At 60.6% G+C, this 22,130-nt stretch carries 20 protein-coding genes and 1 pseudogene; 15 read left to right on the forward strand and 6 right to left on the reverse strand.

Annotation, left to right across the window (positions count from 1 at the left end; all coding sequences use genetic code 11):
• The 4 genes from kdpA to kdpE all read left to right on the forward strand — a co-directional run.
• Positions 1-1,183 (forward strand): potassium-transporting ATPase subunit KdpA (gene kdpA, locus ABQJ48_RS17555; protein WP_367839276.1); only part of this gene is annotated, 1,183 nt, incomplete at its 5' end.
• A 30-nt stretch (positions 1,184-1,213) separates the two neighbouring features.
• Positions 1,214-3,298: a potassium-transporting ATPase subunit KdpB gene (gene kdpB / locus ABQJ48_RS17560; protein WP_367839277.1), complete on the forward strand. Its 2,085-nt coding sequence runs from the start codon at positions 1,214-1,216 to the stop codon at positions 3,296-3,298.
• Positions 3,299-3,358: 60 nt separating this feature from the next.
• Complete coding sequence (kdpC, locus tag ABQJ48_RS17565) at positions 3,359-3,937, forward strand: potassium-transporting ATPase subunit KdpC (protein WP_367839278.1); 579 nt, start codon at positions 3,359-3,361, stop codon at positions 3,935-3,937.
• A 100-nt stretch (positions 3,938-4,037) separates the two neighbouring features.
• The gene (kdpE, locus tag ABQJ48_RS17570) at positions 4,038-4,766 is read left to right on the forward strand and encodes a two-component system response regulator KdpE (protein WP_367839442.1); all 729 of its coding nucleotides are present in this window, start codon (positions 4,038-4,040) and stop codon (positions 4,764-4,766) included.
• Positions 4,767-5,063: 297 nt separating this feature from the next.
• Here kdpE and ABQJ48_RS17575 read toward each other — a convergent pair whose 3' ends face one another.
• A complete protein-coding gene (locus ABQJ48_RS17575; RefSeq protein ID WP_367839279.1) occupies positions 5,064-6,197 on the reverse strand; it encodes a porin in 1,134 nt (377 codons plus the stop codon).
• A 799-nt stretch (positions 6,198-6,996) separates the two neighbouring features.
• Between ABQJ48_RS17575 and ABQJ48_RS17580 the strand changes: the two genes are divergently transcribed.
• The 4 genes from ABQJ48_RS17580 (at position 6,997) to ABQJ48_RS17595 (ending at position 9,637) form a co-directional block, all read left to right on the forward strand.
• Positions 6,997-7,332, forward strand: coding sequence for a hypothetical protein (locus tag ABQJ48_RS17580; RefSeq protein WP_367839280.1), 336 nt, complete (start codon positions 6,997-6,999; stop codon positions 7,330-7,332).
• A 1-nt stretch (position 7,333) separates the two neighbouring features.
• Positions 7,334-8,218 carry a 4-hydroxy-tetrahydrodipicolinate synthase gene (gene dapA, locus ABQJ48_RS17585; protein ID WP_367839281.1) on the forward strand — a complete coding sequence of 295 codons (885 nt, stop codon included), beginning with the start codon at positions 7,334-7,336 and terminating at the stop codon, positions 8,216-8,218.
• Between the two features lie 361 nt (positions 8,219-8,579).
• Positions 8,580-9,218: a GNAT family N-acetyltransferase gene (locus ABQJ48_RS17590; RefSeq protein WP_367839282.1), complete on the forward strand. Its 639-nt coding sequence runs from the start codon at positions 8,580-8,582 to the stop codon at positions 9,216-9,218.
• Positions 9,219-9,229: 11 nt separating this feature from the next.
• Positions 9,230-9,637, forward strand: a complete 408-nt coding sequence (locus tag ABQJ48_RS17595; protein WP_367839283.1) for a hypothetical protein — start codon at positions 9,230-9,232, stop codon at positions 9,635-9,637.
• Positions 9,638-9,952: 315 nt separating this feature from the next.
• Here ABQJ48_RS17595 and ABQJ48_RS17600 read toward each other — a convergent pair whose 3' ends face one another.
• Positions 9,953-10,621 (reverse strand): transglycosylase SLT domain-containing protein, encoded by a 669-nt coding sequence (locus ABQJ48_RS17600; RefSeq protein ID WP_367839284.1) that lies wholly within the window; start codon positions 10,619-10,621, stop codon positions 9,953-9,955.
• 753 nt (positions 10,622-11,374) lie between these two features.
• On the opposite strand from ABQJ48_RS17600, the gene ABQJ48_RS17605 reads away from it, so the two are divergent.
• Entirely contained in the window at positions 11,375-11,701 is a 327-nt protein-coding gene (locus ABQJ48_RS17605) for a hypothetical protein (RefSeq protein ID WP_367839285.1), read from the forward strand.
• 126 nt (positions 11,702-11,827) lie between these two features.
• Here the strand turns inward: ABQJ48_RS17605 and ABQJ48_RS17610 are convergent, their stop codons facing one another.
• Positions 11,828-12,184 (reverse strand): hypothetical protein, encoded by a 357-nt coding sequence (locus ABQJ48_RS17610; protein ID WP_367839286.1) that lies wholly within the window; start codon positions 12,182-12,184, stop codon positions 11,828-11,830.
• 116 nt (positions 12,185-12,300) lie between these two features.
• Here ABQJ48_RS17610 and ABQJ48_RS17615 point away from each other — a divergent pair.
• Positions 12,301-12,476 (forward strand): annotated as a pseudogene (locus ABQJ48_RS17615) (3-keto-5-aminohexanoate cleavage protein); the annotation flags it as partial.
• 354 nt (positions 12,477-12,830) lie between these two features.
• A complete protein-coding gene (locus tag ABQJ48_RS17620; protein ID WP_367839287.1) occupies positions 12,831-13,463 on the forward strand; it encodes a response regulator transcription factor in 633 nt (210 codons plus the stop codon).
• A gap of 11 nt (positions 13,464-13,474) precedes the next feature.
• Here ABQJ48_RS17620 and ABQJ48_RS17625 read toward each other — a convergent pair whose 3' ends face one another.
• The 3 genes from ABQJ48_RS17625 to ABQJ48_RS17635 all read right to left on the reverse strand — a co-directional run bounded on the left by ABQJ48_RS17625 (position 13,475) and on the right by ABQJ48_RS17635 (position 16,176).
• Positions 13,475-13,822: a hypothetical protein gene (locus ABQJ48_RS17625; protein ID WP_367839288.1), complete on the reverse strand. Its 348-nt coding sequence runs from the start codon at positions 13,820-13,822 to the stop codon at positions 13,475-13,477.
• The gene (gene poxB / locus ABQJ48_RS17630; RefSeq protein WP_367839289.1) at positions 13,797-15,518 is read right to left on the reverse strand and encodes a ubiquinone-dependent pyruvate dehydrogenase; all 1,722 of its coding nucleotides are present in this window, start codon (positions 15,516-15,518) and stop codon (positions 13,797-13,799) included. The genes ABQJ48_RS17625 and poxB overlap by 26 nt, the downstream gene beginning before the upstream one ends.
• Positions 15,519-15,783: 265 nt before the next feature.
• Positions 15,784-16,176: a DUF3331 domain-containing protein gene (locus ABQJ48_RS17635; protein ID WP_367839290.1), complete on the reverse strand. Its 393-nt coding sequence runs from the start codon at positions 16,174-16,176 to the stop codon at positions 15,784-15,786.
• 1,016 nt (positions 16,177-17,192) lie between these two features.
• On the opposite strand from ABQJ48_RS17635, the gene ABQJ48_RS17640 reads away from it, so the two are divergent.
• The 4 genes from ABQJ48_RS17640 to ABQJ48_RS17655 all read left to right on the forward strand — a co-directional run bounded on the left by ABQJ48_RS17640 (position 17,193) and on the right by ABQJ48_RS17655 (position 22,116).
• Entirely contained in the window at positions 17,193-17,435 is a 243-nt protein-coding gene (locus ABQJ48_RS17640; protein ID WP_367839291.1) for a YtcA family lipoprotein, read from the forward strand.
• Between the two features lie 17 nt (positions 17,436-17,452).
• Entirely contained in the window at positions 17,453-18,511 is a 1,059-nt protein-coding gene (mdtN, locus tag ABQJ48_RS17645; protein WP_367839292.1) for a multidrug transporter subunit MdtN, read from the forward strand.
• A 9-nt stretch (positions 18,512-18,520) separates the two neighbouring features.
• Positions 18,521-20,632, forward strand: a complete 2,112-nt coding sequence (locus ABQJ48_RS17650) for an FUSC family protein (RefSeq protein ID WP_367839293.1) — start codon at positions 18,521-18,523, stop codon at positions 20,630-20,632.
• Positions 20,633-20,700: 68 nt separating this feature from the next.
• Positions 20,701-22,116 (forward strand): MdtP family multidrug efflux transporter outer membrane subunit, encoded by a 1,416-nt coding sequence (locus ABQJ48_RS17655; protein WP_473094150.1) that lies wholly within the window; start codon positions 20,701-20,703, stop codon positions 22,114-22,116.
• Positions 22,117-22,130: the final 14 nt, after the last annotated feature.

Genomic DNA, 22,130 nt, shown 5'->3' on the forward strand with positions numbered 1-22,130 from the left:
GACGCTGCAAACCACCACCTATGCCGCGCCAAAGCTCGACGCGCAAGGCAACCCGGTGAAGGATGCGAAGGGTAATGCGGTGACTGTCGACACCAAGGTGACGACGCAGACCATCGCGATGGGCCCGGTGGCGTCGCAGGAAGCGATCAAGATGCTCGGCACCAATGGTGGCGGCTTCTTCAACGGCAACTCAGCGCATCCGTTCGAGAACCCCACGCCGTTCTCGAATTTCGTGCAGATGCTCGCGATCCTCGTGATTCCGGCGGCGCTCGCGCTGGTGTTCGGCCGGATGATTGCGGACCGCAAGCAGGGTATCGCCGTGCTGGCCGCGATGACGATTGCGTTCACCGCTTGCGTGGTGGGTGAAATCAGCGCGGAGCAGGCCGGCAATCCGACCCTGACCGCGTTGCACGTCGACCAATCGGCGAATGCATTGCAGTCGGGCGGCAACGCGGAAGGCAAGGAAACGCGCTTTGGCATCGCGCAGTCGGGCATCTTCACGGTCGCCACCACGGCGGCTTCGTGCGGCGCGGTCGCCAATACGCATGACTCGCTCACGCCGATCGGCGGCCTCTATCCGATGCTGCTGATGCAACTGGGCGAAGTGATCTTCGGCGGCGTGGGTTCGGGCATGTACGGGATGCTGGTGTTCGCGTTGCTGGCGGTGTTCGTCGCCGGGCTGATGATCGGCCGCACGCCGGAATACGTCGGCAAGAAGATCGAGGCGTACGAAATGAAGATGGTGTCGATCGTCGTGCTGCTCACGCCGCTACTGGTGCTGGTCGGCACGTCGATCGCGGTGTTGAGCGAGGCGGGCCGGGCCGGCATTCTCAACCCTGGCGCGCACGGTTTCTCCGAAATCCTCTACGCGTTCAGCTCGGCGGCCAATAACAACGGCAGCGCATTCGCGGGCCTCACCGTCAGCACGCCGTTCTACAACTGGCTCACCGCGATTGCAATGTGGTTCGGCCGCTTCGGCACGATCGTCCCGGTGCTCGCGATCGCCGGCTCGCTCGCCGCGAAGAAGCGCATCGGCGTGACCGCCGGCACGCTGCCGACGCACGGCCCGCTGTTTGTCGTGCTGCTGCTTGGCACCGTGCTGCTGGTCGGCGCACTGACTTACGTGCCTGCACTCGCGCTCGGCCCTGGCGTCGAACATCTGATGATGATGGGCGCCCATTGATACGGCCAATTCGGGAAAAACGAGGATTCAATGACTGAACATAATGCTACGAGGTCCATGTTCGATCCGGCGCTAGTGCGTCCGGCGATCGTGGACTCCTTCAGGAAGCTCACGCCACGTACGCAGTTCCGCAATCCGGTGATGTTCTGCGTGTACATCGGCAGCATGCTGACGACGATCCTCTGGATCGCCGCGCTTGCCGGTCAGGCAGAGGCGCCCGCGGGCTTCATTCTCGCGGTCACGCTGTGGCTGTGGTTCACGGTGCTGTTCGCGAATTTCGCGGAGGCGCTCGCTGAAGGCCGCTCAAAGGCCCAGGCCGCGTCGTTGCGAAGCGCGAAGAAAGACGTGATGGCCAAGAAGCTCAACGAGCCGCATCCGAAGTCGCCGATCCGCATCGTGACGGCTTCCGATCTGCGCAAGGGTGACGTCGTGCTGGTCGAAACCGGCGACGTGATCCCGGGTGACGGTGAAGTGATAGAGGGCGTCGCGTCGGTGGACGAGTCGGCGATTACGGGCGAATCTGCGCCGGTGATCCGCGAGTCGGGCGGCGACTTTTCGTCGGTGACGGGTGGCACGCGCGTGCTGTCCGACTGGATCGTGGTGCGCGTCACGGCGAATCCGGGCGAGGCGTTTCTCGATCGCATGATCGCGATGGTCGAGGGCGCGAAGCGCCAGAAGACGCCGAATGAAATCGCGCTGACGATCCTGCTGGTCGCGTTGACGATCGTGATGCTGCTCGCCACGGCGACGCTGCTGCCGTTCTCGGTGTTTTCGGTCGAAGCTGCGAAGGCCGGGCACGTGGTGACGATCACCGCGCTCGTCGCGCTGCTCGTGTGCCTGATTCCGACCACCATCGGCGGTCTTCTGTCGGCGATCGGCGTGGCCGGCATGAGCCGGATGATGCAGGCCAACGTGATCGCCACCTCTGGCCGCGCGGTGGAAGCCGCCGGCGACGTCGACGTGCTGCTGCTCGACAAGACCGGCACGATCACACTCGGTAACCGTCAGGCCTCAAGCTTCGTGCCGGCGCCGGGCGTGACCGAAGAAGTACTGGCCGATGCGGCACAGCTCTCGTCGCTCTCCGACGAAACGCCTGAAGGCCGCAGTATCGTGGTGCTCGCCAAGCAGCGCTTCAACATCCGCGCTCGCGACATGGCTTCGCTGCACGCTGTGTTCCTCGCTTTCACGGCGCAGACGCGCATGAGCGGCGTCGACCTGCCGGGTCGCGAGATCCGTAAGGGCGCAGCGGATGCCGTCAAGAACTACGTCGAAGCGAACGGCGGCCTCTATCCGGCTGAAGTGAACAACGCCGTAGCCGAAGTGGCGCGCCGCGGCAGCACGCCGCTGGTGGTGGCCGAGAAGGGCGAGCAGCGCGCACGCGTGCTCGGCGTGATCGAGCTGAAGGACATCGTCAAGGGCGGTATCAAGGAACGCTTCGCCGAACTGCGCAAGATGGGTATCAAGACCATCATGGTGACGGGCGACAACCGCCTGACGGCAGCCGCGATAGCGGCGGAAGCCGGTGTCGACGACTTCATCTCGGAAGCCACTCCGGAAGCCAAGCTGACGACGATCCGCGCGCACCAGGCCGAAGGCCGTCTCGTGGCGATGACCGGTGACGGTACCAACGACGCGCCGGCGCTGGCGCAAGCCGACGTGGCCGTGGCGATGAACACCGGCACGCAGGCGGCGAAGGAAGCCGGCAACATGGTTGACCTCGATTCGAACCCGACGAAGCTGATCGAGATCGTCGAGATCGGCAAGCAGATGCTGATGACGCGCGGTTCGCTCACGACGTTCTCGATTGCCAACGACGTGGCCAAGTACTTCGCCATCATCCCGGCTGCGTTTGCTACGACCTATCCGGCACTGAATGCGCTGAACGTGATGCATCTGGCCACACCGGCCTCAGCGATCATGTCGGCGGTGATCTTCAATGCACTGGTTATCGTGCTGCTAATTCCGCTGGCACTGAAGGGCGTGAAGTACCGGCCGCTCGGGGCTTCGATTCTGTTACGCCGCAATCTGCTGGTGTATGGCCTCGGCGGGATCATCGTGCCGTTTATCGGCATCAAGCTGATCGATATGGTGCTGGCCGCGTTCGGCTGGGTTTAACGAGGCCGCGGCTGACGGACCTGTCGTCCGTCAGTCGCATCCCTAAAGGAATTGTCATTCATGAAATCATTATTTCGTCCGCTCATTGTGATCTTTGTCGTGCTGTCGGCGATCACCGGGCTCGCTTACCCGGCCGTGATGACGGCCTTCGGCCAGGCGGCGTTCCACGATCAGGCCAACGGCAGCATGATCGAGGTGAACGGCAAGGTGGTCGGCTCCAAACTGATCGGCCAGCAGTTCGATGCGCCGCAGTACTTCTGGGGCCGCCTGTCGGCGACGAGTCCGATGCCATACAACGCACAGGGTTCGAGCGGCTCGAACCTCGGCCCGACCAACCCGGCGTTTTCGGATGAAGTCAAAGGTCGCATCGATGCGTTGAAGGCGGCCGGCACCGATCTGTCCAAGCCGGTTCCGATCGACCTCGTCACCTCGTCGGGTAGCGGCCTCGATCCGGAAATCAGCCCGGCTGCGGCGGCTTATCAGGTCGACCGTATTGCGAAAGCGCGCAAGATGTCGCCGGGCGACGTGCAGGCACTGGTCGACCGCTACACGTCGGGTCGCCAGCTCGGCGTGCTCGGTGAAGCACGCGTCAACGTGCTGCAATTGAACCTCGCACTCGACGCCGCGCATCAAGGCTAGGCCGGCAGCGGTGACAAAGACGGCACCCGGTTTGGCGCCGTCGACGAACTGCTCGATGCAGGCAGCGGCTTCGCTCACCTCCGATTTTCGAAGCCTGCCCATGAGTGAGCGAAGCATCACTGTCGTCCTGATTGAAGACGAAAAACAGATTCGCCGTTTCGTGCGTGCGGCGCTCGAGGGCCAGGGCATCGTTGTTCACGACGCTGAAACGGGCAAGCAGGGGCTCGCCGAAGCCGCGACGCGCAAGCCCGACCTCGTCATCGTCGATCTCGGCTTGCCGGATATGGACGGCATTGAAGTGATCCAGGAACTGCGTAAATGGTCCACGGTGCCAGTGGTCGTACTGTCGGCACGCAGTAACGAGGAGTACAAAGTCACGGCGCTCGACGCCGGCGCGGATGACTATCTGACCAAGCCATTCGGTATGCCAGAACTCAGTGCACGCATTCGTGCACATCTGCGGCGCCACACTTGCAGGGGCAAGTCGCAGTCAAGGAGAGTGTATTTCGGCGCTGTCACGATCGATTTCGCCGAGCGGACGGTGATGCGCGACGGCCAGACCGTCCATCTCAGCCCGATCGAGTATCGGCTACTGTCGGCGCTGGTAGCCCGTGCAGGCTGGGTTATGACTCATCGCCAGCTGCTTGAGGAGGTGTGGGGTCCAACACGCACCACCAACGACCATTATTTGCGGGTCTACATGGGAAACCTGCGGCAGAAACTTGAGGCCGATCCGGCGCAGCCCAAGCACATTATCACGGAAACGGGTATCGGCTACCGTCTCGTTGGCGCGAGTGATCATCAGGACCAGCAGTCGCCACCGCTATAACAGTCGATCCAAAGATGCAGGCGGGTTGATGGTGTGCACGGATTCGTCAAGTCCGCGACGTGCGATTGCCGCGCTCAAGCTGAATTGAAACGTCGATTCCGTGAGGATGCGCGGTTTTGAGTCAGTCTCCCGGTCGGGTTATTACGTTACGGCGGACACGCAAACCGGTCGTAGCGAAATGCGCACGAAGCCAGATGGCCGAGAACGCTAGATCACAGCGTCGGCACATCGATCCCGGCACCCGGGCGATGTGCCGATGTTCCGGCGCGTGTCAAAGCTGAACAAACGCTGCGTCCGTCAGAACCGCGTACGCATGCCTACAGTCGCGGCCACCTGATTGCCCGTTGAAGACTGCGCCAAGCCATTGATAAACGCACCCTCGAACGCAGAGCCGGCAGCACCGTACGCGTGTTGGTAGACACCCTCGACATAGACATCCGTGCGTTTGCTGAGCGAGTAGTCTGCCATCAGCGTCACTTGATGCCACTTCGGGTCCGCCGAGCCGGTGGTCCCGGCAAAGGCGCCTTGAGTGAACGTGTATGCCCCTGCAAGCGAAATAGAAGGTGTCACCGTATAGTGCACGTTGACTTCGTAGTTGTCGAAATGCAGCGTGTCGAACGACTGCGCGATCACGGAGTTCGCACCCGGCTGCGTATTGTCCAACAGCGTATGCGTCCAAAGCAGGCCGATAGTCGCCGGTCCGACCGTGTAGTTGCCGCCGACCCCCATCACTCTCTGGCGCGAGGCGGGGAAATTGACGAAGTCATTGCTCGACACCGCCCCGGTACCCGAAAGCGAACCATTATTAAGTTGAAGATAAGCCGCCGCCAGACTGATCGGACCAATGTTGTACGTCACACCGAAGCTGTAGGCACGATTGTTCGCGAAGCCACCGGCCGCGTTACTGAAACCGTACAGCGCCTCGGCCTGCAACCCCCGATACGTCGGACTCGCGTACTTGACCGAGTTGTTGATATAGAACGAGTCGTCAACGTTGTCGTTGTCGAACGGATGCGCGGCCAGGTTGTTTCCGTCGCCGTTATTCGCCAATGCGATCGGTCCAAGATCATCGACCACGGAATCGTACTGCCGCCCCAGCGTCAGCGTTCCGTATTGGTCGCTCTGCAGACCGACGAAAGCCTGACGGCCGAACATCGTGCCTGAGTACGTGGTCTTGCCGTTTTGTATATTGAAGCCGTTCTCGAGTCGGAAGATCGCATGCAGACCGCCACCGAGATCTTCACTTCCTCGCAGACCCCATACTTCGTTCGACAGCATGCTGCTTTGTACCTGCCACGCACTGCTGCCACCCTGGTTATTCGTATAGACGATACCTGTGTCGATCAATCCATAAAGTGTCACACTGCTTTGCGCATGAGCCGCCGCCGCAAAGACGGACAAAGCTGCCGCGCCGATAATCTTCTTATTCACTTGCTTTACACTCCGGGCAATGCACCAAAAAAGAGATCACGATTTGTGCATGATCTCGGCTCTATCAAACAAATCCGGATAACGCGCCGCTCACTCAACAAGGGTTAACGAAAGACCCTCCGGCGCCGTAAAAGTAGGCTGTGCGTTGAATGTGATCCACTTTGCGCCCGCGTACCCGCAGCTTGACGATTCTATGCAGATTGCCGCTGTGCTTCACCGAAAGAAATGCCCCCTTCGTGCAAAAATTCTATAAATGACGATCGAAACGAATCGACAAACGAGTCGCCCGGTCGTTTAATACTCGTGTGTCTGCGACGATTGGGTGATGCAACAGAGCGGATGAAAGTCTCATCAGGACGGTGATGCTGTTCACCTCGCCATAGTGAGCGAATGATTAAGGAGCGAACGCAATGTTCTTGTGGCCGGGTGGTCGCGATGGTCAACGACGGGATGTGGCCGGGCCACTGTGCCATGGTGTCGACCAAAACCGGACCCCGAGCAAATGTTGACTCTCTGCGTCCGCATCGCCTGCGTGGCGCAACGACCTCCTCGATGACCTACAGCCGGAGCGTGCGTTGAATGAGCGAAGGACCTGGCTCCAGGACACTGCGCCCCGCAGCGGCGCTGCAACGCCAATCCCGGAGATCGTGGCGAGCCACTTCTCGAAATCGGTGCAAAGAGACACAGAGCGGGAGATACACGTTCGATGTCGATCGCACGCTCATTTTTACGCCACCTTTATTCGTTTCGGACTAGGCTACGTTCATCTCGACAACCCCGAAATTAGTACATCGACGATATGGGTTCCGCACAAGTTCTAGCCAACCACGACACCGTCCCGAACATTCGACCGCGATTGCATTCCAACGTCGTTCCTCTGTGCGCCCCGCGCGTGCAACTCAAAGTTTTTCTCACGGGCAAGCAGCCCGACAGCTTACGCGTCAATCTCGCAACGCTGCTCCACTCGCCGCTCGGCGTTTACGTTTCGCAAACCGAGGTATTGCGCGACAGCGTGTGTGTGCGTTTCAACATTGATCACGAAGACCTCGACTTCATACTCCACCTGCTGATCACCACAATGTCAGAGGCGACGATCGGCGCCATTACGCGCCCCGGCATGCGCAAGGACGGCTGACATGTATTCGGGAATCTGGCTTCCGCTTGTCACGCCGTTTCGATCGGGTGAGATTGATATTGCGGCGCTCGAGGCGCTCACCTTGCACTATGCTCGTACGGGTATCGCAGGCGTCGTCGCACTGGGCACGACGGGCGAGGCGGCACTGCTCTCAGACTTCGAGCGCGTGACGGTCCTGGAGTCTATAAGCGACGTCGTCGCAGGGCGTTTGCCCGTACTCGTCGGCATTAGCGGATCCGATACACGTGAGTTCGTGCATGAGGTCCAACGGTTCGACCGGTGGGACGTGGCAGGCTTTCTGGTCTCGGCGCCTGCCTATGTCTGCCCCGATCAGGCAGGCATCGCCTGGCACTTCGAGCAGATCGCGCGGGCGACTGATCGTCCCGTCGTGCTGTACGACGTGCCTCACAGGACGGGCGTATCGATTGAGCCCGACACGGTTCGCCGGTTGACGGAATGCGAAAACATCGTGGCCATCAAGGCGTGCGCGAGCGGTCACTTCGATGCGCTCTGCGATCTGCCTCTCAACGTGCTATGTGGCACTGACGAAGCCTTGCTCGACTGCCTCGCGGCAGGCGGACACGGCGGCATTCTCGCAAGCGCGCACGTGTGCCCCGATCTGCTCATCGAAGTTCAGTCACTGATGCAGGCCGGAGACGAGGACACGGCGCGTCGAATCTTCGCGCGGCTCAGGCCCGTGCTCAAACTTCTGTTTTCGGCGCCCAATCCGGCGGCAATCAAGGCGATGCTGTCCCTTGAGGGGCTCATTTCGGACGAGGTGCGAATGCCACTCATGCCGGCCTCCGCCACGTTGATCGAGCAACTGGCTGAATCACGCACTGTTTTGAAAGATCTGCGCGCAGAGTTCGCGCCGGCCTTCAGGTAGGTTCGACGGAATTGACGCTGTGTGCGCTGGGGTCGGATGTATCAAGTGGTCGGCCTGACGAGTACTGATCGCGCACTCTTGCCAAAATGAATCGCCTCAGGCCATGACGGTCTCTTCAGATACACTCGCACGCGTTGAATGAGCCGACACAGAACGGGGCTAAATAGCCCGAGCCCCAACATGTGTGGCAGTAGATGAGCAGGCTCAGGACGGCGCGAGTAAAAATGGTGTGAATCCGGCGAGAAAACGCGCGTAAGCAAGATAGACGGCGAGTCTCGCGCAATTCTTTACGACATTTTTTCTTGTGGCACACAGACGTCAGACCTAGACTTCGGATAACTCACGAAGCCCGGAGAAAGTCATGTCGAAGCAACGCGCGACAATCCCAAAGCGCACGCCCATCACCCACATCAAGCGGGGCATCGGAAGCTTGGTGCTCAGGCGCTTCGATCCGTCACGCGACTCGTACGAGCAGATCACTACGATGCTCCATCGCGCGTTTGCGCGTCTCGGCATGATGGGGCTGAACTGCACCTGTGTGGATCAGGACGTGGCTGTCACGCAGCAGCGTGCCGAGGCTGGCGACTGCTTCGTGGTGGTCAGCGGCGGGAATGTAATCGGCACGATGACGCTGTATGCAAGCGACGGCGAATCGGCGTGCGATCATTATCATCGACGTGACGTCGCCACGATTCGTCAACTGGCCGTCGATCCGACGTGGCAGGATCGCGGCATCGGCAAGTCCCTGCTGGCGTTCGCCGAACATTGGGCCGCGACGCGCGGCTATGTGGAACTCGCACTCGACACACCGTGTCCGGCCGCGCATCTCGTTGCGTTCTATCGCGGGCAGGGATTCCGCATCATAGGCGCCGTGCGCTTTTCCGGGAAGGTCTATGACAGCGCAATTCTCAGCAAGGCGCCCGTCGTTGCGCGGACACTGGCCGCATGGACACATCAGGTCGCGCTGCCTGGTGACCGCTTTGTCCGCTTTGCCGCATGAAGCGCAACGGTATGCAACAACCACCGCGGCGAGAAGACAGTAGAGGGTCGAGCGACCCGCAGGACACTGCGCGCCTGAAGGCGGCGATGCGTAAGCGCGGCTGGCTGAAGCTCCTGTTCGTGACCCTTGCGGCCAATCAGGTGTTGACCACGGCCTTTGTCTATGTCGCGCAGCAGGTCGATCCTGGTCTAACGGCGATGCACACGCTGATTTTCAGTTGTGTGACGTGCGCGCTTGTCCGTTACTGGCTCCAGACCGATGCCCGGCGCGCGTGGTGCAACGCATTGGACAAGGGCTACATCGGCTCGCGGCATGCCGAAAGTGACGCTGACTTGCTGAAGACCGCCGACAACTGTCCAAAGCGCTGGCTCGTGGTACTGCATATTGAACTCAATCCAGACCTGGCAACAACCGTCTGAATTTGCATGCCGCGCCTTTCCGCATCCGGGTTGATGGGATATATACACAGCGTACAGCGCACCACTCCTCTCAGCAGGCTTTCGTTCACACTGAGTGTACCGCCCCGGACCATGTTTATAGGAATCAGATAGCACGCCAGGTAGTCTGACGCCGAGGGAAACAGCAGGCATCTAGCCGACAAGCGGATCTTCAGCCGAGTAGGCCTGCTGCCTGCGTGGCAGCACGATTAGACGCCGGTCGAGATGTAGACGCGTTTGCACCTGTGAAGCCAGACAGATTGTGCTCTTGCCGATGAATGTCGGGCGAATGCCGACTTATGGATTGTGTCCGTCACGATTTTGTCCATGACCGTTATCGAACGCGGTCCCGACTAGCCTGTCATTCGCGGAATGGAAACGCGCGTCGAAGCTGCGCATCTGCAACGCGACACGGCGTGCGTACCCACGGCCTCCGCCGCTGTAGCGGAACAATGCGGCGTCGAGATCGCCGCCTGTCGCATCGAGATAGCTACGCAAAATAGCTGATCCGATTCGCACGTTGATCTCCGGATCGGACAAGTCGCCGACATTTGCGGTCAACTGCGGATGCGCTGTTGGCAAGATCTGCATCAATCCTCTTGCGCCAACCCCGCTGATTGCATGTCGATCGAAACTCGATTCGACTGACATGACCGCCAGCAATAGAACGGGCGACACTGCATAGTGATTTGCTTCAGTCAGCACAGCCTGGGCGATCCTGATTGAATCTGCCCGAGCAACACGGAACTTCTCGCGCAACACCGTGACGATGTCGCTCAACGCCGGCACAGCGGCTCCGTCGATCGCGTCGCCTTCGACGGTTGATTCGGCGATCGTCGATTGCGCATGGGCGGTCTGCGTCGCATGGCCAAGCAAAAACACGATCGCAACCAAGGCTGGCCTCAGGCCAGATGCCGGAAACAATTTTTCTTTCTGCATTCCATTCTTTGTGGCATTCCCATGCATATCGTTTGCTTTCTGTCCGGGTGCATGGAACTCTAGCGGGTTCGGTATGGCGTTTTCCGCAAAGATGTGCGGGCACGGCGTAAACCGCCTATAAAGAGGTTAGACCTGACGGCTCATATACAAGCAGGTTTGCCTCCATACGCCTTATTTACGCGACCGTTATCTGTCGAGTGCGAGAATCGGGCAGTCAATCCCTGCACTGGTTCGCTATCCGGTGCGCGTATCGATGTAAGCGCAGCTGCTCGGCGAGGTAGGGCGCCTCTCGCAATCCGACAATCACCAACCACCCGCAAATCTGCGTGGGGCGTCTGCGCCGTAGCCCGAACGCGATCCGGCACATCGTGAATATGTCGTCACCGGATCCGGACTGGGCTACCGACTGCTCGGCGCACGGTGATTTTCACAGGATTTTTATATCCTGCACGGCAATCGTTTCCCTGCCTTTACGGCGTTGTACGTAAAGTTCAAGCTAGGCGTTCCGCCAAAAAATCGGTCGATTTCGGGGGTGGCGTGAGATTCAAACAAGCGAAGGGAAACGCAATGATGGAAGCACGCGTGTCTTCCGTTCGGGGCGAATTGTTCAAAGGCGCGCTGCGCGCGACGACGACGCACCACGACAATCAGATTCTTCGAGTGACAGGGCGTAGCTGCGGCCGGTCGATGCGTAGCTCCGCGCAGGCATTGAAAGTGGCCAGGGTTGAAGTTCGCCGCATACGAGGGCTTTGACATCCCATGCTCCCCTCAAGACCCGCCATGATGTTCAGAGGGATGTGCAAGGTTGTCGCCATCGCCTTCGTCACCAATAATGTTCTCACGACTATTTTTACGTATGTAGCGCAGCAACTGGATGCTGCGCTGCCTCCTGATGTGAGCTGGCTTTTCAGTTGCGTGACATCCGGGCTGCTGACGCTGTGGCTGCTGTCCGATGCGCGGCGCGCGTTCGGTTCCGCACGTGGAAAGGGCTTCGTGAAGGTTGGCGGCGACAGGATGCAGGATCTGCAGATCGCCGAGGATTGTCCGAAGCGTTGGCTGGTGATTTTGCATATCGAACTGAATCCCGCCGCGACCCAAGTATCGTAAGCGCAGCTATGCGCTGCTGTGGACTTCTGGCTGCACGTCGCAAAACACTGCGGAATTTCTTCAACCCTAGCGCCGCATTGGCCCGGGCACGGCGCGAACCCGTCCGTGCAATCTTCGGTCGACATCCTAGTCGCGCGGACGCCGGATCACGGTCGCTTGCGCGCGGCCGAGCGTGGCTCGATCGAGATTCGCGGTCAGCAGGCCGATCACGTCTTCGAGAGTGCGGGAGGTGACTTCAACGCGCAACGTCACGCTCTCGCGTTGCTGGTCGATGGTGACGACATAGAGACGCAGGTCGTCGCCGAACGCAGCGTGCAACGCGCGCCGTCCGGCGGCCGACGACGTGCCGGGCACGATGACCTCGATAATGACAACCGGCACGACGATATGCGTGCGGCAAGCCATGCGCCGCGCGGGCGGCGTGCGCTGCGTGCGCGAGGTGCGCGTGATAGGGAGATCGGACGTGCAGTCGGACGGGGGCATAAGATTGCGCCGACCCGGCGGGCGCGCGCGTTGTTGATATCCGTCCACTCTAACGAAGCACAACTCAATGACACATAAAGGCTGCCGCGGGGCGAATCAAATTCTCGTTAATTTAACTGCTTTTCCGCAAAACCATCATTACTTGCGCCGTCACGGGCAATCTGACGAATCCCGGCAGCATCCCGACTTGCCAATCACGCCCGCGCAGATCGCTGACGCGTCGCTCGAAGCCGCTAAGGCAGGCGCTTGCGTCGCGCATATCCATGTGCGCGACCCGCAGACCCGCGAGGGCCTCTAGTTTCTCGCTGAGCTGTTACTCGCGAAATTGCGCCAGGTCGGCCAACTGTCGCGATGATGCGGGGCTTCTACCTGTTCCGTACTGCAAGCACGCTGCTAGAACTGGCGACCAGAGAACAGGCGAAGAACGCGCTGTCGGGCGTACTGTGCTGGTCATCTACAACTTCAAAAGGCGTGGCGACATTACATAATTATGTAATTCTCAACACGCGATCTGTGCTTCCGGACGACGGTTCGGATGGCTATAATTTCTTGTCGGCGTGCGTATGAGAAGCACATTCAGCAGGTCTATCGAGATTGACAGTACCGACGTTAGGAAAGTTTCTTTACCTAACCACGGAGGGGGTCCATGGAATCCGCAAACGAGCTGGTGTATGTGGTCGATGACGACAGACGGGTGCGAGAAGCTTTGTCGATGCTGCTACGCGCGAACGGGAGAGACGTACAGGCCTTCGGTTCCGGTGGAGAGTTTCTGGACACACGGCGTCGAAATGTCGTTGCATGTCTGATCCTGGATATGAGCATGCCAGGCATGAATGGCCTGGAAGTCCAGAAGCTTGTCAGTACGGACTGCCGGATTCCCGTCATTTTCATTACTGGAAGGGGAGATGTACCGTCCGCCGTTCTGGCGATGAAGGGGGGGGCTGTGGATTTCCTCACCAAGCCCGTCGACGAAGACACGCTGATGCGCACGGTCGATGCGGCACTTGCGAGAGCACACGTTCTTCATAAGGAGGCGCAGGATGCGGCAAGCCTCCAGGCACGCTATCAATCGCTGACACCCCGTGAGCGGGAGCTGATGCCCTTGCTCGCAAGCGGGTTGCTCAACAAGCAGGTGGCGGCGAACCTTGGCATTACTGAATATACCGTGCAGATACACCGCGGCCATATAATGAAAAAGATGCAGGCGGATTCATTTGCCACTCTCGTCAGGCAGGTAAGCAAACTGCAACCGGAATCTCTTGCGAGCCCGCTTGCCTGAATGGAGCCGCCTCATGCCTTCGCGCCTGCACGTGGTCCGGTCTCGCGCATAAACATCGCAAGCACCATCGCGAGCACGATGCCGCCGAGCAACCATGTGCCAGCTGCGCGGAACACCGGCAGGTTCATTGCACCGCCTTTCGCGAGGTGGGCGAGCAACTTGCCATACACAGGCGTGAGCAACGCGCTGAACGCGAACACCAGGAAATTGATCGCGCCACTGGCGCTGCCCTTCACGTTGTCCGGATTGACTTCCTTGATCACCGTGTACGGCAGCATAGCCGCACCCCAGCCGATGCCGAGCAGCAGGCCGAGCACGTAAGTCGGCGCCACACTACCGGAACAGATTGACTTTTGCAAGGTCGATGAGCTGCTGGCCTCGACCGTCGATGACGGCACGAAGCATAAACAGTCCAAAGTGATAAGCCTGGTCACCGGTCGTTGCAGGAGGCATCACGAGCTCCTGACGTGCGCTCACTACGTCGACGAGAGCCGGACCCGGATGGGCGAATGCTTCGCTGAGCGCTTGTTCCAGCTCTGCGGGGTGCTCGACCCGCACGCCCTTGACTCCGATCGCATTGGCCATCGCGGCGAAGTTCGGATTTTTCAGGTCACATCCTGTATCGAGGAAACCGCTGGCCTTCATCTCCATTTCCACGAAGCCCAGCGTTCCGTTGTTGAGTACGACGACCTTGACCGGCAACCCTGTTTGAACCAGCGTCAAGAACTCTCCCATCATCATGGTGAAGCCGCCATCACCCGACATCGAGATCACCTGCCGGTCCCTGAAGGCGGCCTGCGCGCCGATCGAGTGCAACAGTGAGTTGGCCATCGAGCCGTGATTGAACGAACCAACCAGGCGCCGTTTGCCGTTCATCTTCAGATACCTGGCTGTCCATGCGACCGGGGTGCCGACATCGCAGGAGAAGATAGCGTCCTCGTCCGCGAGCTCGCTTACTAGCCGGGTTACATACTGCGGATGGATGGTGCTGCTGCCCGATTCTGGCTCCGCCAGCGCGTTCAGGCTCTGGCGAGCCTTGCGATAGTCGTCGAGTGCCTGATTCAAAAAACCGCTGTCCGCCTTCTCCTGAATCATGGGAAGAAGTGCATCGAGCGTATCCTTGACCGTTCCCAGTACACCGAGCTCTAGCGAGCAGCGATTGCCGAGCGCCTCCGCCCGCGTATCGACTTGCGCGATGGTCACTTTCTCCGGGTAGAACTGTCGATAAGGGAAGTCGGTGCCCAACATCAGGAGCATGTCGCAACTCTTCATCGCGGAGTAGCCGGAGGCGAACCCTACAAGACCCGTCATTCCCACATCGAACGGATTATCGTATTCGATGTACTCCTTGCCACGCAGCGAGTGCACGATCGGCGCTTGCAGCTTGCGCGCAAGTTCCACGACTTCCGTGTGGGAATCCTTGCATCCCGCTCCGCACAGCAAGGTCACTCGCGATGACTGGTTCAACAGGCGTGCCAGTTTCGCGACTTCGTCGTTCGATGGGCGCATCACCGCAGCGGCGGGCGCGCTCCAGCGCGGCGCTGGTTTGGTGAGAGGCCCGAGTGCCACATCGCCTGGTATCACGACCACAGCGACGCCTTTGCGTGCAACCGCCGTCCGGATGGCGCGGGCCAGAATTTGCGGTAGCTGGTCGGATCTGTGGACGAGTTCGACGTAGTGACTACATTCCTTGAACAACACTTCGGGATGGGTAGCCTGAAAATAGTCGATGCCGATTTCCGTACTTGGGACATGCGCGGCGATAGCGAGAACAGGAACACCGCTGCGATGGCAGTCAAACAGGCCGTTGATCAGATGCAGATTGCCCGGACCGCAACTCCCGCAGCAGACTGCGAGCTGCCCTGTCAAATGAGCTTCGGCGCCGGCGGCGAAAGCCGCGCTTTCTTCGTGGCGCATGTGTAGCCATTCAATCGATCCATCGCGGCGCAGGGAGTCTGTGAATCCATTGAGCGAATCCCCCACCACGCCGTACACGCGCTTGACTCCCGCATTGGCTAGTGCGCTCACCATGTAGTCGGCGGCTGTGATTGCCATTTCAATTCTCCGTAGATAAGAAAGAACAGGACGCAGTCCGGATTCGCAGAGCCGTAGTGATTGCGTTGAACGTTTCGTTCTGCAATGGTTTTCGACGATAGTGAACGATGCGAAGGAAGGCTATTACATGAATCCGCAATCAGCCTGACGAGGCTAGCGCGCTCGACGCCTGGGTCCGGATATTGACGGCGGATTCGATCGGCCCTGATTCTGCGGACGATGAAGGCAGATCCGGCAATCTTGACGAAGAGCGGGATTTGAGCCGTCAGAGAGCTTCCTCCAAAGGGATATCCTGGATGACTGTCGCTAGAATCATCGCTTCGAAGTTGCGTGGTGCAGGTTTGAGACACCTAGGGCGATACACGGCGTCGCCTTTTGCGATGAGCTGGCCACTCAGGACGCAGACGCCGCCTTTCTTCGCGATACAGCGCCGCCAGATCTGTTCACCGTAGCAGCAGGAGGTCGAGTCGCTCCACGCGACAGTCGCCGAAGTCTGTCCCTTGCGCTCTAGAACCTGGATGGCGCAGGTCGAAACGTAGCCTTGGCCATACATCGGGTGGGTGTCACTCGACCCAGTCGGCAGCCGCATTTCGCCTTTGCTGGAGAGGCGCGTTACCGTTGACTGCCAGATTTCGTCTGTTTCAATGGGAGTTTGCATGGCGCGGTTCCTCGAATCTCGTTAGACAAACGCTGGCAATGCGACGCACTGGCTCGCCCACGGTGTTACGTAACGTGCGGGGCTTTAGCCCACGCTTCATCTTGGTTTGATGATAGATGGCAGGTCCGCCGGCTGCTATTACATGAATGTGGAGTGCGCCAGGATTTGGCCAGGAAGAGCAGCATCGGGGTAGACAGCTTGCACGCTGCTGCCTATTCCCCTGCTCTGCGGGCGCGGTTTCCCCCGCAAGGGGATTGTTGCGTCAGCCAGTCCGGGGAGACCATGCATGCAACGGATAGGCTCAGGGACCCGATAGCCGCATCGCGCCGCATGGCACTTCCCGTACGTGGTCAAACCGGCGAGCGGCAGTCGCTCTCAGCGCGCAAGCAAGTTCGTTCATTGAATCGGTCCGTCCGATACTCGCAGGCCTATTGTCGTGAAAAAAAGAGGCATGGGCATCGGGCTGGCGATCCGCCGAAAACGATCGTCGAAGCACGCGGCGGTCGCATTTGGACTGGGCGCAATGCGATTCGTGGCGTCACCTTCGGCATCAGCCTGCCGATCGGAGCACTGCACCAAGGGGTGGCCGGTACCGTGGCGCCTGAGTGGGTCCATTGATGAATGCCATCGTCACAGCCGACCCGAGCGAGGATACTGAAAACGGCTCTCTGTGCGAAAAGTGCGGCCGTCGAGGCGTGCACGGAGTGATCACGAGCGAGCGACGCGAGTTTACGTCGTTATTACTTACTGCGATATTGCATATTCATGTATTGCAGAATGCCTCTTTTGGTTTTAATTTAGCGAACTGCGACACTTGAAACTTCTCGATCCCGGTTGAGCGGTACAGGCAGCAACGGTGCTCCAGAAGCTGCTTGCCTCGCTTCCTCCCAAGCCCGAAATCCGAGGCAGGCATATCTGCGTATCCGAAAGGTGTGGCATCCGTTCGAGCCACATGGACAACCTTGAAACGACACATGTCACGTGCCAGAGGCAGATGTTCAAAGCGAGCAATCGGCATGGCCGTGATTGCCGCCATTCTGATGTCGGGGTGCGTGAACGCGCCGTCGATTGGCGTGCTAGGCGCGTACTTTCCCGACTGGCTCTTTTGTATCGTCGCGGGCATCGTGCTCGCGGTCGTCATTCATCTGATTCTCCGGCGTTCTCAGGCCACCCATCTGATCGCGCTTGCAGCCGTGGTGTATCCCACGCTGGCCACTTTCTTTGCGCTCGCTGTGTGGCTAATGTTCTTTCAACATTGAATCCGTCGGGTGCGTGAATGGCGAACCTAGCCAGCAAAACATCGAAGAGAAAGTGGCCAGCCGTCGTTTTGGTCGTTGTGACGCTGTTGCTGCTTGTCTATGTCATCCGACTGCTGGATCATGCGCCGCGCACGGACGATGCCTACGTCTACGCGGATACCATCGATGTCGTGCCCGAGGTCAATGGACGCATCGTTGAACTGGCCGTGCGCGACAATCAGGCGGTGAAGCAGGGCGATCTCCTGTTCCGGATCGATCCGCGTCCCTATCAGAGTGCGCTGACGCGGAGCAACGCGTCCCTCGTGGCGCTCGACCGCCAAATCGAGTTGACGCAGCGCACGGTCAATGCGCAGCGGTACAACGCGCAGTCGGTGCGCGCGGCAGTCGAGCGCGCGCGAGCCGCAGCCAGTCAGGCATCCGATACGCTGCACCGCATGGAGCCGCTGCTGTCCCACGGCTATGTGTCGGCGGAAGATGTCGACCATGCGCGCACCGCGCAACGCGCCACCGAAGCCGAACTCAGCGCTGCGCAACTGCAGGCGCAACAGGCGGCAGCGGCTGTGAGCGGCGTCGATGCGCTGGTTGCGCAACGTGCAGTCGTCATGGCGGAGATCGCGCTGGCCGAACTGAACCTGGAGTATGCGACCGTGCGGGCGCCGTTCGACGGACGCATCGTGTCCTTGAAGACCCAGACAGGCCAGTTTGCAACGGCGCTCAAACCGGTCTTCACGCTGATCGACACACGCCACTGGTACGTGGTTGCGAACTTTCGCGAGACCGAACTCAAGGGCGTCCGCACGGGCACGCCCGCCACGGTCTACCTGATGAGCGATACCGGCCAGCGGTTCCAGGGCACGGTCGAATCGATCAGTTATGGCGTCGCGCCCGACGAAGCCGGCCTTGCACTGCCCGGCGGATTGCCGCGTATTCAAAGAACGCTTAACTGGGTTCATGTATCGCAGCGCTTCCCCGTGAAGATCCGGGTCGACAATCCGAACCCCGAACTGTTTCGCGTCGGCACATCGGCAGTGGCCGTGCTGGAGCCCGGGCGCCGCAACCACGGCGAGCGCCATTGAGAAGCGCCCATGGCCACCGCCGACTACCTGCCCCCTATGCCCGATATGCTGCGCGACACAGGCGAGTTCCTGAAGCGCGAACTTGCGCCTTTCCCCGGTCGCGTCAACGTGATGTTGCGTTGCATCCTGAGCAGCGCCATCGTGATCGTCGCATCGATGGCGCTCGAGGTGCCGGAGCTCGCGCTGTCGCTGCTGCTGGTGTTTTACGTCACGCAGTCGAACGTGGTGGCCACGCGGCTGGTCGGCGTGATGTTCATCGTCGGATCGACGCTCGCGATCGGCATCTCGATCCTGCTGTTGAAATTCACGTTCGACTATCCGTTGCTGCGCATCGTGATCGCGAGTCTGCTGTTCTTCGGCAGCGTGTACCTCATGCGGGTGCTGAAGATCGGCGTAATGTTCTTCATCGTAGCGATCGTCGTGATTTACGTGCAGAGCTTCGTCGACCAGACCGACCAGGCCGATCTCCTGATCCGAGCCGTGTTGTGGGTGTGGATCGCCGTCAATTATCCGATTGCGCTGACGCTCCTGATCAATACATTGCTGCTGCCCGCCGAACCGCAATTGCAGCTGAAGGCGGAAATCCACAGGCAACTGGCGGCGCTGGACACGCGCCTGACGCACCTGATTGACGGGGGCGCCAGTGCCGAGCCGATCACGCTGGCAGCCGTGCAGCAAGGCGCGGTCGTGTTGCAGAAGCTGTTGCGGTTCACGATGATGCGTGATGCCCATTATCGCGACCACCAGGCGTTGCAGCTTGCGTGCATTGCAACCGTGTCGCGTCTTTATCGCGGAGCGAGTGATTTGCCGCTGACCTTGCCGGGCGCGTCGGCAGCGCAGCTGGCGATATTGCACCAGTTGCGCGCTAACTGCCGCGCGCTCGACGATGCGGTCAACAGCGGTGGCCCCTATCGCTACGTTCGCATGGAGACCATTGACGAGCACAATGCGGCCGACGCAATGCCTGCGGCCGCCGAATTGCAGCGGGCAATGCGCGCGCTCGCCGATCTGGTCGCAAGCGGCCCCGCAGCATCCGGCAAGCCGCCCGCGAGCGAGCGGATGGTCGTGGCCGACGCCTGGACCAATCCCGCATACATGCGCTTTTCGCTGAAGACCCTGCTCGCGGTTCTCATCTGCTACGTGTTTTACAACGCTGCCGACTGGCAGGGCGTCCACACGATCATGCTGACCTGCCTGATCGTCGCGCTGCCGAGCCTCGGCGCATCGACGCAGCGCGCGTTGCTTCGGTTCACGGGGGCCGCCATCGGCAGTGGGCTGGCGTTGTTCATGGTGGTGTTTGTCGTGCCGCATTTCGACGACATCGTCGGTCTGTTGCTGATGGCGCTACCCGTCGTCGCATTAGGGGCATGGATATCGGCCGGGTCGGAGCGGATCGGCTATGCCGGCATTCAGGTGATGTTCACGTTCTCGCTCGCGTTGCTCGCAGAGTTCGGCCCAACCACGAACCTCACCGAAATCCGCGACCGGATGGTGGGCATCCTGCTGGGCGTCGTCGTCGCGACCTTCGTGCAGATGTCGTTCTGGCGGGAAGGCGAGAGCGACGTGCTGCGCCAGAAGCTCGCAACCCTGTTGCGCGCGATTGCCGCACAACTGCTCGGACCCCAGCCAGTGGCCGGGGAAGTCGATGAGCTGCCCTATGCGCAGCGCCAGCTGCAGGCGTTTGCGGCGCTGGCTGATTGCGAGGCGACGCTCTCGCGTGTCGCACTGGAACCCAACTGGCAGGAAGGGGATGAGTCGCAACTGATACTGCGCGCGCAAACGGTTCTCGCGCAGGGCCGCGAGATCATGCTGGCGGGCAATGCGCTGCTCAGCACGCTGGCGGCGCGAGGGGCATTGCCGAGCACACGGACGGTCGCTGCAGTGCGTTCGACACAGGAACAGGCGTGCGTCGAACTCAACCGGTATGCGGATGAACTTGCGGCCAGTCGGCCTGATGCCCGCGCGCCGCGCCGCATCGGGATCACTGCGCAAACTGGGGAGCCGGCCGATAGCGGTCTGGTCGCCGCAGCGGACGAACTGTCGCGGCAGGTTGCGGGGCTGCCGGACTGGCGCGTCGACGCCCCCGTTGCGGCGAGCACATCATCGGCGGTACGGAGATGATTGTGCGAACGGGTGTACGCGGCTGGCGACGGCGTCGATGCTTTCTATGCGTTGCGTGGATGTTGTTCATGTTGCCGGGGTGTGCGCTGATCCATCATAACGGCACGCCCTATAACGAGATCGCGCCCGAGCAGATCAAGCTCGCGGACGACATTCATCTCGCGCGCGACGGTTGGCCGACCGCGCGCTGGTGGACGCGCTATCGCGATGCGCAGCTCGACGCGTTGATCGAGCAGGCGCTCGCCAACGCGCCGACCATGGTGATTGCGCGCACGCGGGTCTCGCAGGCAAAGTCGGATGTAGCGCTTGTCGCAGCGGGATCGAGCCTCCAGGTGGCTGCGCTGGCGTCGCTGGATCGCACGCATGTTTCGGCGAACGGATTTCTCGGCCCGTTCGCGAGGAACGAACCCGAAGCGGGGCTGACGGGGCCATGGTACACCGAGGGCATTGTCGGGCTGGGCGCGAGCCTGGACGTCGACCTCTGGGGCAAGCAGCGCGCGCAGATTGCCGCTTCGCTCGGCGTCAGCAATGCGCGGCTTGTCGAGGCCTCCGCTGTCGAACTCGAAATCTCGACGGATACTGCGACGCTTTACTACGGAATACAGACGACGTATCAACTCATCGATCTACTGAACGACTCGCATGAGCTAGCGGTGTTCGCAGTGCAGGCCCACGAGGCGCGTGCCGGGCGCGGCCTCGAAGCCCGCACCCAGCTCGAAGAGGCTCGGGCGCAGCAACTGGGCATCGAACGGCAGATCGTGGCGGCGCAAGGGCAGATCAAGCAGCTTCGCGAGTCGCTGCGGGCGCTGGTCGGCGCAGGTCCGGAAGGCCTGGCCGCCATCGAGCCCGTCGCGCTACCGGGTTCGCAGGCGGCCCTGCCGGCGACGCTTTCATACGAACTGCTGGCCCGGCGGCCCGACCTGCAGGCGATGCGATGGTACGTACAGGCATCGTTCAGCCGGATCGACGCGGCGAAGGCGGCGTTCTACCCGAGCTTTGACATCAAGGCGTTCTTCGGCTTCAACGCACTGCATCTCGCGGACCTCTTCACGCATGCAAGCCAGCAGATCAATCTGATTCCGGGCCTGACCTTGCCGATCTTCGACGGCGCCAGGCTCAACGCGAACCTGAGCGGCGCGCGCGAGGGCAGCAACCTGTTGATCGAGCAGTACAACCAGGCCGTTATCAACGCGGTACGCGATGTCGCGCAGACCGGCAGCCGTTTGCAGGCTCTCGATGCGGAAACCGAGTTGCAGAAGCAACGAATCGAATCGATCGCGTTCGCGAGAGACAGCGTCGAAGCCCACTATCAACGCGGACTGACGGACCGGCTCGCGGCGCTCGAGGCGCGCCAGCCCGTAATCGCGGAACAGGTGGCGCTGCTTACGCTCAAAGGCCAGATACTGAGCCAGGAGATTGCGTTGACGAAGGCGCTCGGCGGTGGCTATCGAGCCGATGCGCCTGTCGAACTGAAGCCGCGTTAAGGAGGCGGGTGCAT

Source organism: Paraburkholderia suaedae (assembly GCF_040812055.1).
In the GTDB taxonomy this organism is placed as follows: domain Bacteria; phylum Pseudomonadota; class Gammaproteobacteria; order Burkholderiales; family Burkholderiaceae; genus Paraburkholderia.

Bases quoted from the DNA above. Each gene is read 5' to 3' on its own strand.
- ABQJ48_RS17605 (WP_367839285.1), top strand. From the start codon at position 11,375: ATGATGTTCAGAGGGATGTGCAAGGTTGTCGCCATCGCCTTCGTCACC.
- ABQJ48_RS17650 (WP_367839293.1), top strand. From the start codon at position 18,521: ATGGCCACCGCCGACTACCTGCCCCCTATGCCCGATATGCTGCGCGAC.
- ABQJ48_RS17620 (WP_367839287.1), top strand. From the start codon at position 12,831: ATGGAATCCGCAAACGAGCTGGTGTATGTGGTCGATGACGACAGACGG.
- ABQJ48_RS17640 (WP_367839291.1), top strand. From the start codon at position 17,193: ATGGCCGTGATTGCCGCCATTCTGATGTCGGGGTGCGTGAACGCGCCG.
- kdpC (WP_367839278.1), top strand. From the start codon at position 3,359: ATGAAATCATTATTTCGTCCGCTCATTGTGATCTTTGTCGTGCTGTCG.
- ABQJ48_RS17655 (WP_473094150.1), top strand. From the start codon at position 20,701: ATGTTGCCGGGGTGTGCGCTGATCCATCATAACGGCACGCCCTATAAC.
- ABQJ48_RS17595 (WP_367839283.1), top strand. From the start codon at position 9,230: ATGCAACAACCACCGCGGCGAGAAGACAGTAGAGGGTCGAGCGACCCG.
- poxB (WP_367839289.1), bottom strand. From the start codon at position 15,518: ATGGCAATCACAGCCGCCGACTACATGGTGAGCGCACTAGCCAATGCG.
- ABQJ48_RS17580 (WP_367839280.1), top strand. From the start codon at position 6,997: ATGGGTTCCGCACAAGTTCTAGCCAACCACGACACCGTCCCGAACATT.
- ABQJ48_RS17600 (WP_367839284.1), bottom strand. From the start codon at position 10,621: ATGCATGGGAATGCCACAAAGAATGGAATGCAGAAAGAAAAATTGTTT.
- kdpB (WP_367839277.1), top strand. From the start codon at position 1,214: ATGACTGAACATAATGCTACGAGGTCCATGTTCGATCCGGCGCTAGTG.
- ABQJ48_RS17590 (WP_367839282.1), top strand. From the start codon at position 8,580: ATGTCGAAGCAACGCGCGACAATCCCAAAGCGCACGCCCATCACCCAC.
- ABQJ48_RS17635 (WP_367839290.1), bottom strand. From the start codon at position 16,176: ATGCAAACTCCCATTGAAACAGACGAAATCTGGCAGTCAACGGTAACG.
- mdtN (WP_367839292.1), top strand. From the start codon at position 17,453: ATGGCGAACCTAGCCAGCAAAACATCGAAGAGAAAGTGGCCAGCCGTC.
- kdpE (WP_367839442.1), top strand. From the start codon at position 4,038: ATGAGTGAGCGAAGCATCACTGTCGTCCTGATTGAAGACGAAAAACAG.
- dapA (WP_367839281.1), top strand. From the start codon at position 7,334: ATGTATTCGGGAATCTGGCTTCCGCTTGTCACGCCGTTTCGATCGGGT.
- ABQJ48_RS17610 (WP_367839286.1), bottom strand. From the start codon at position 12,184: ATGCCCCCGTCCGACTGCACGTCCGATCTCCCTATCACGCGCACCTCG.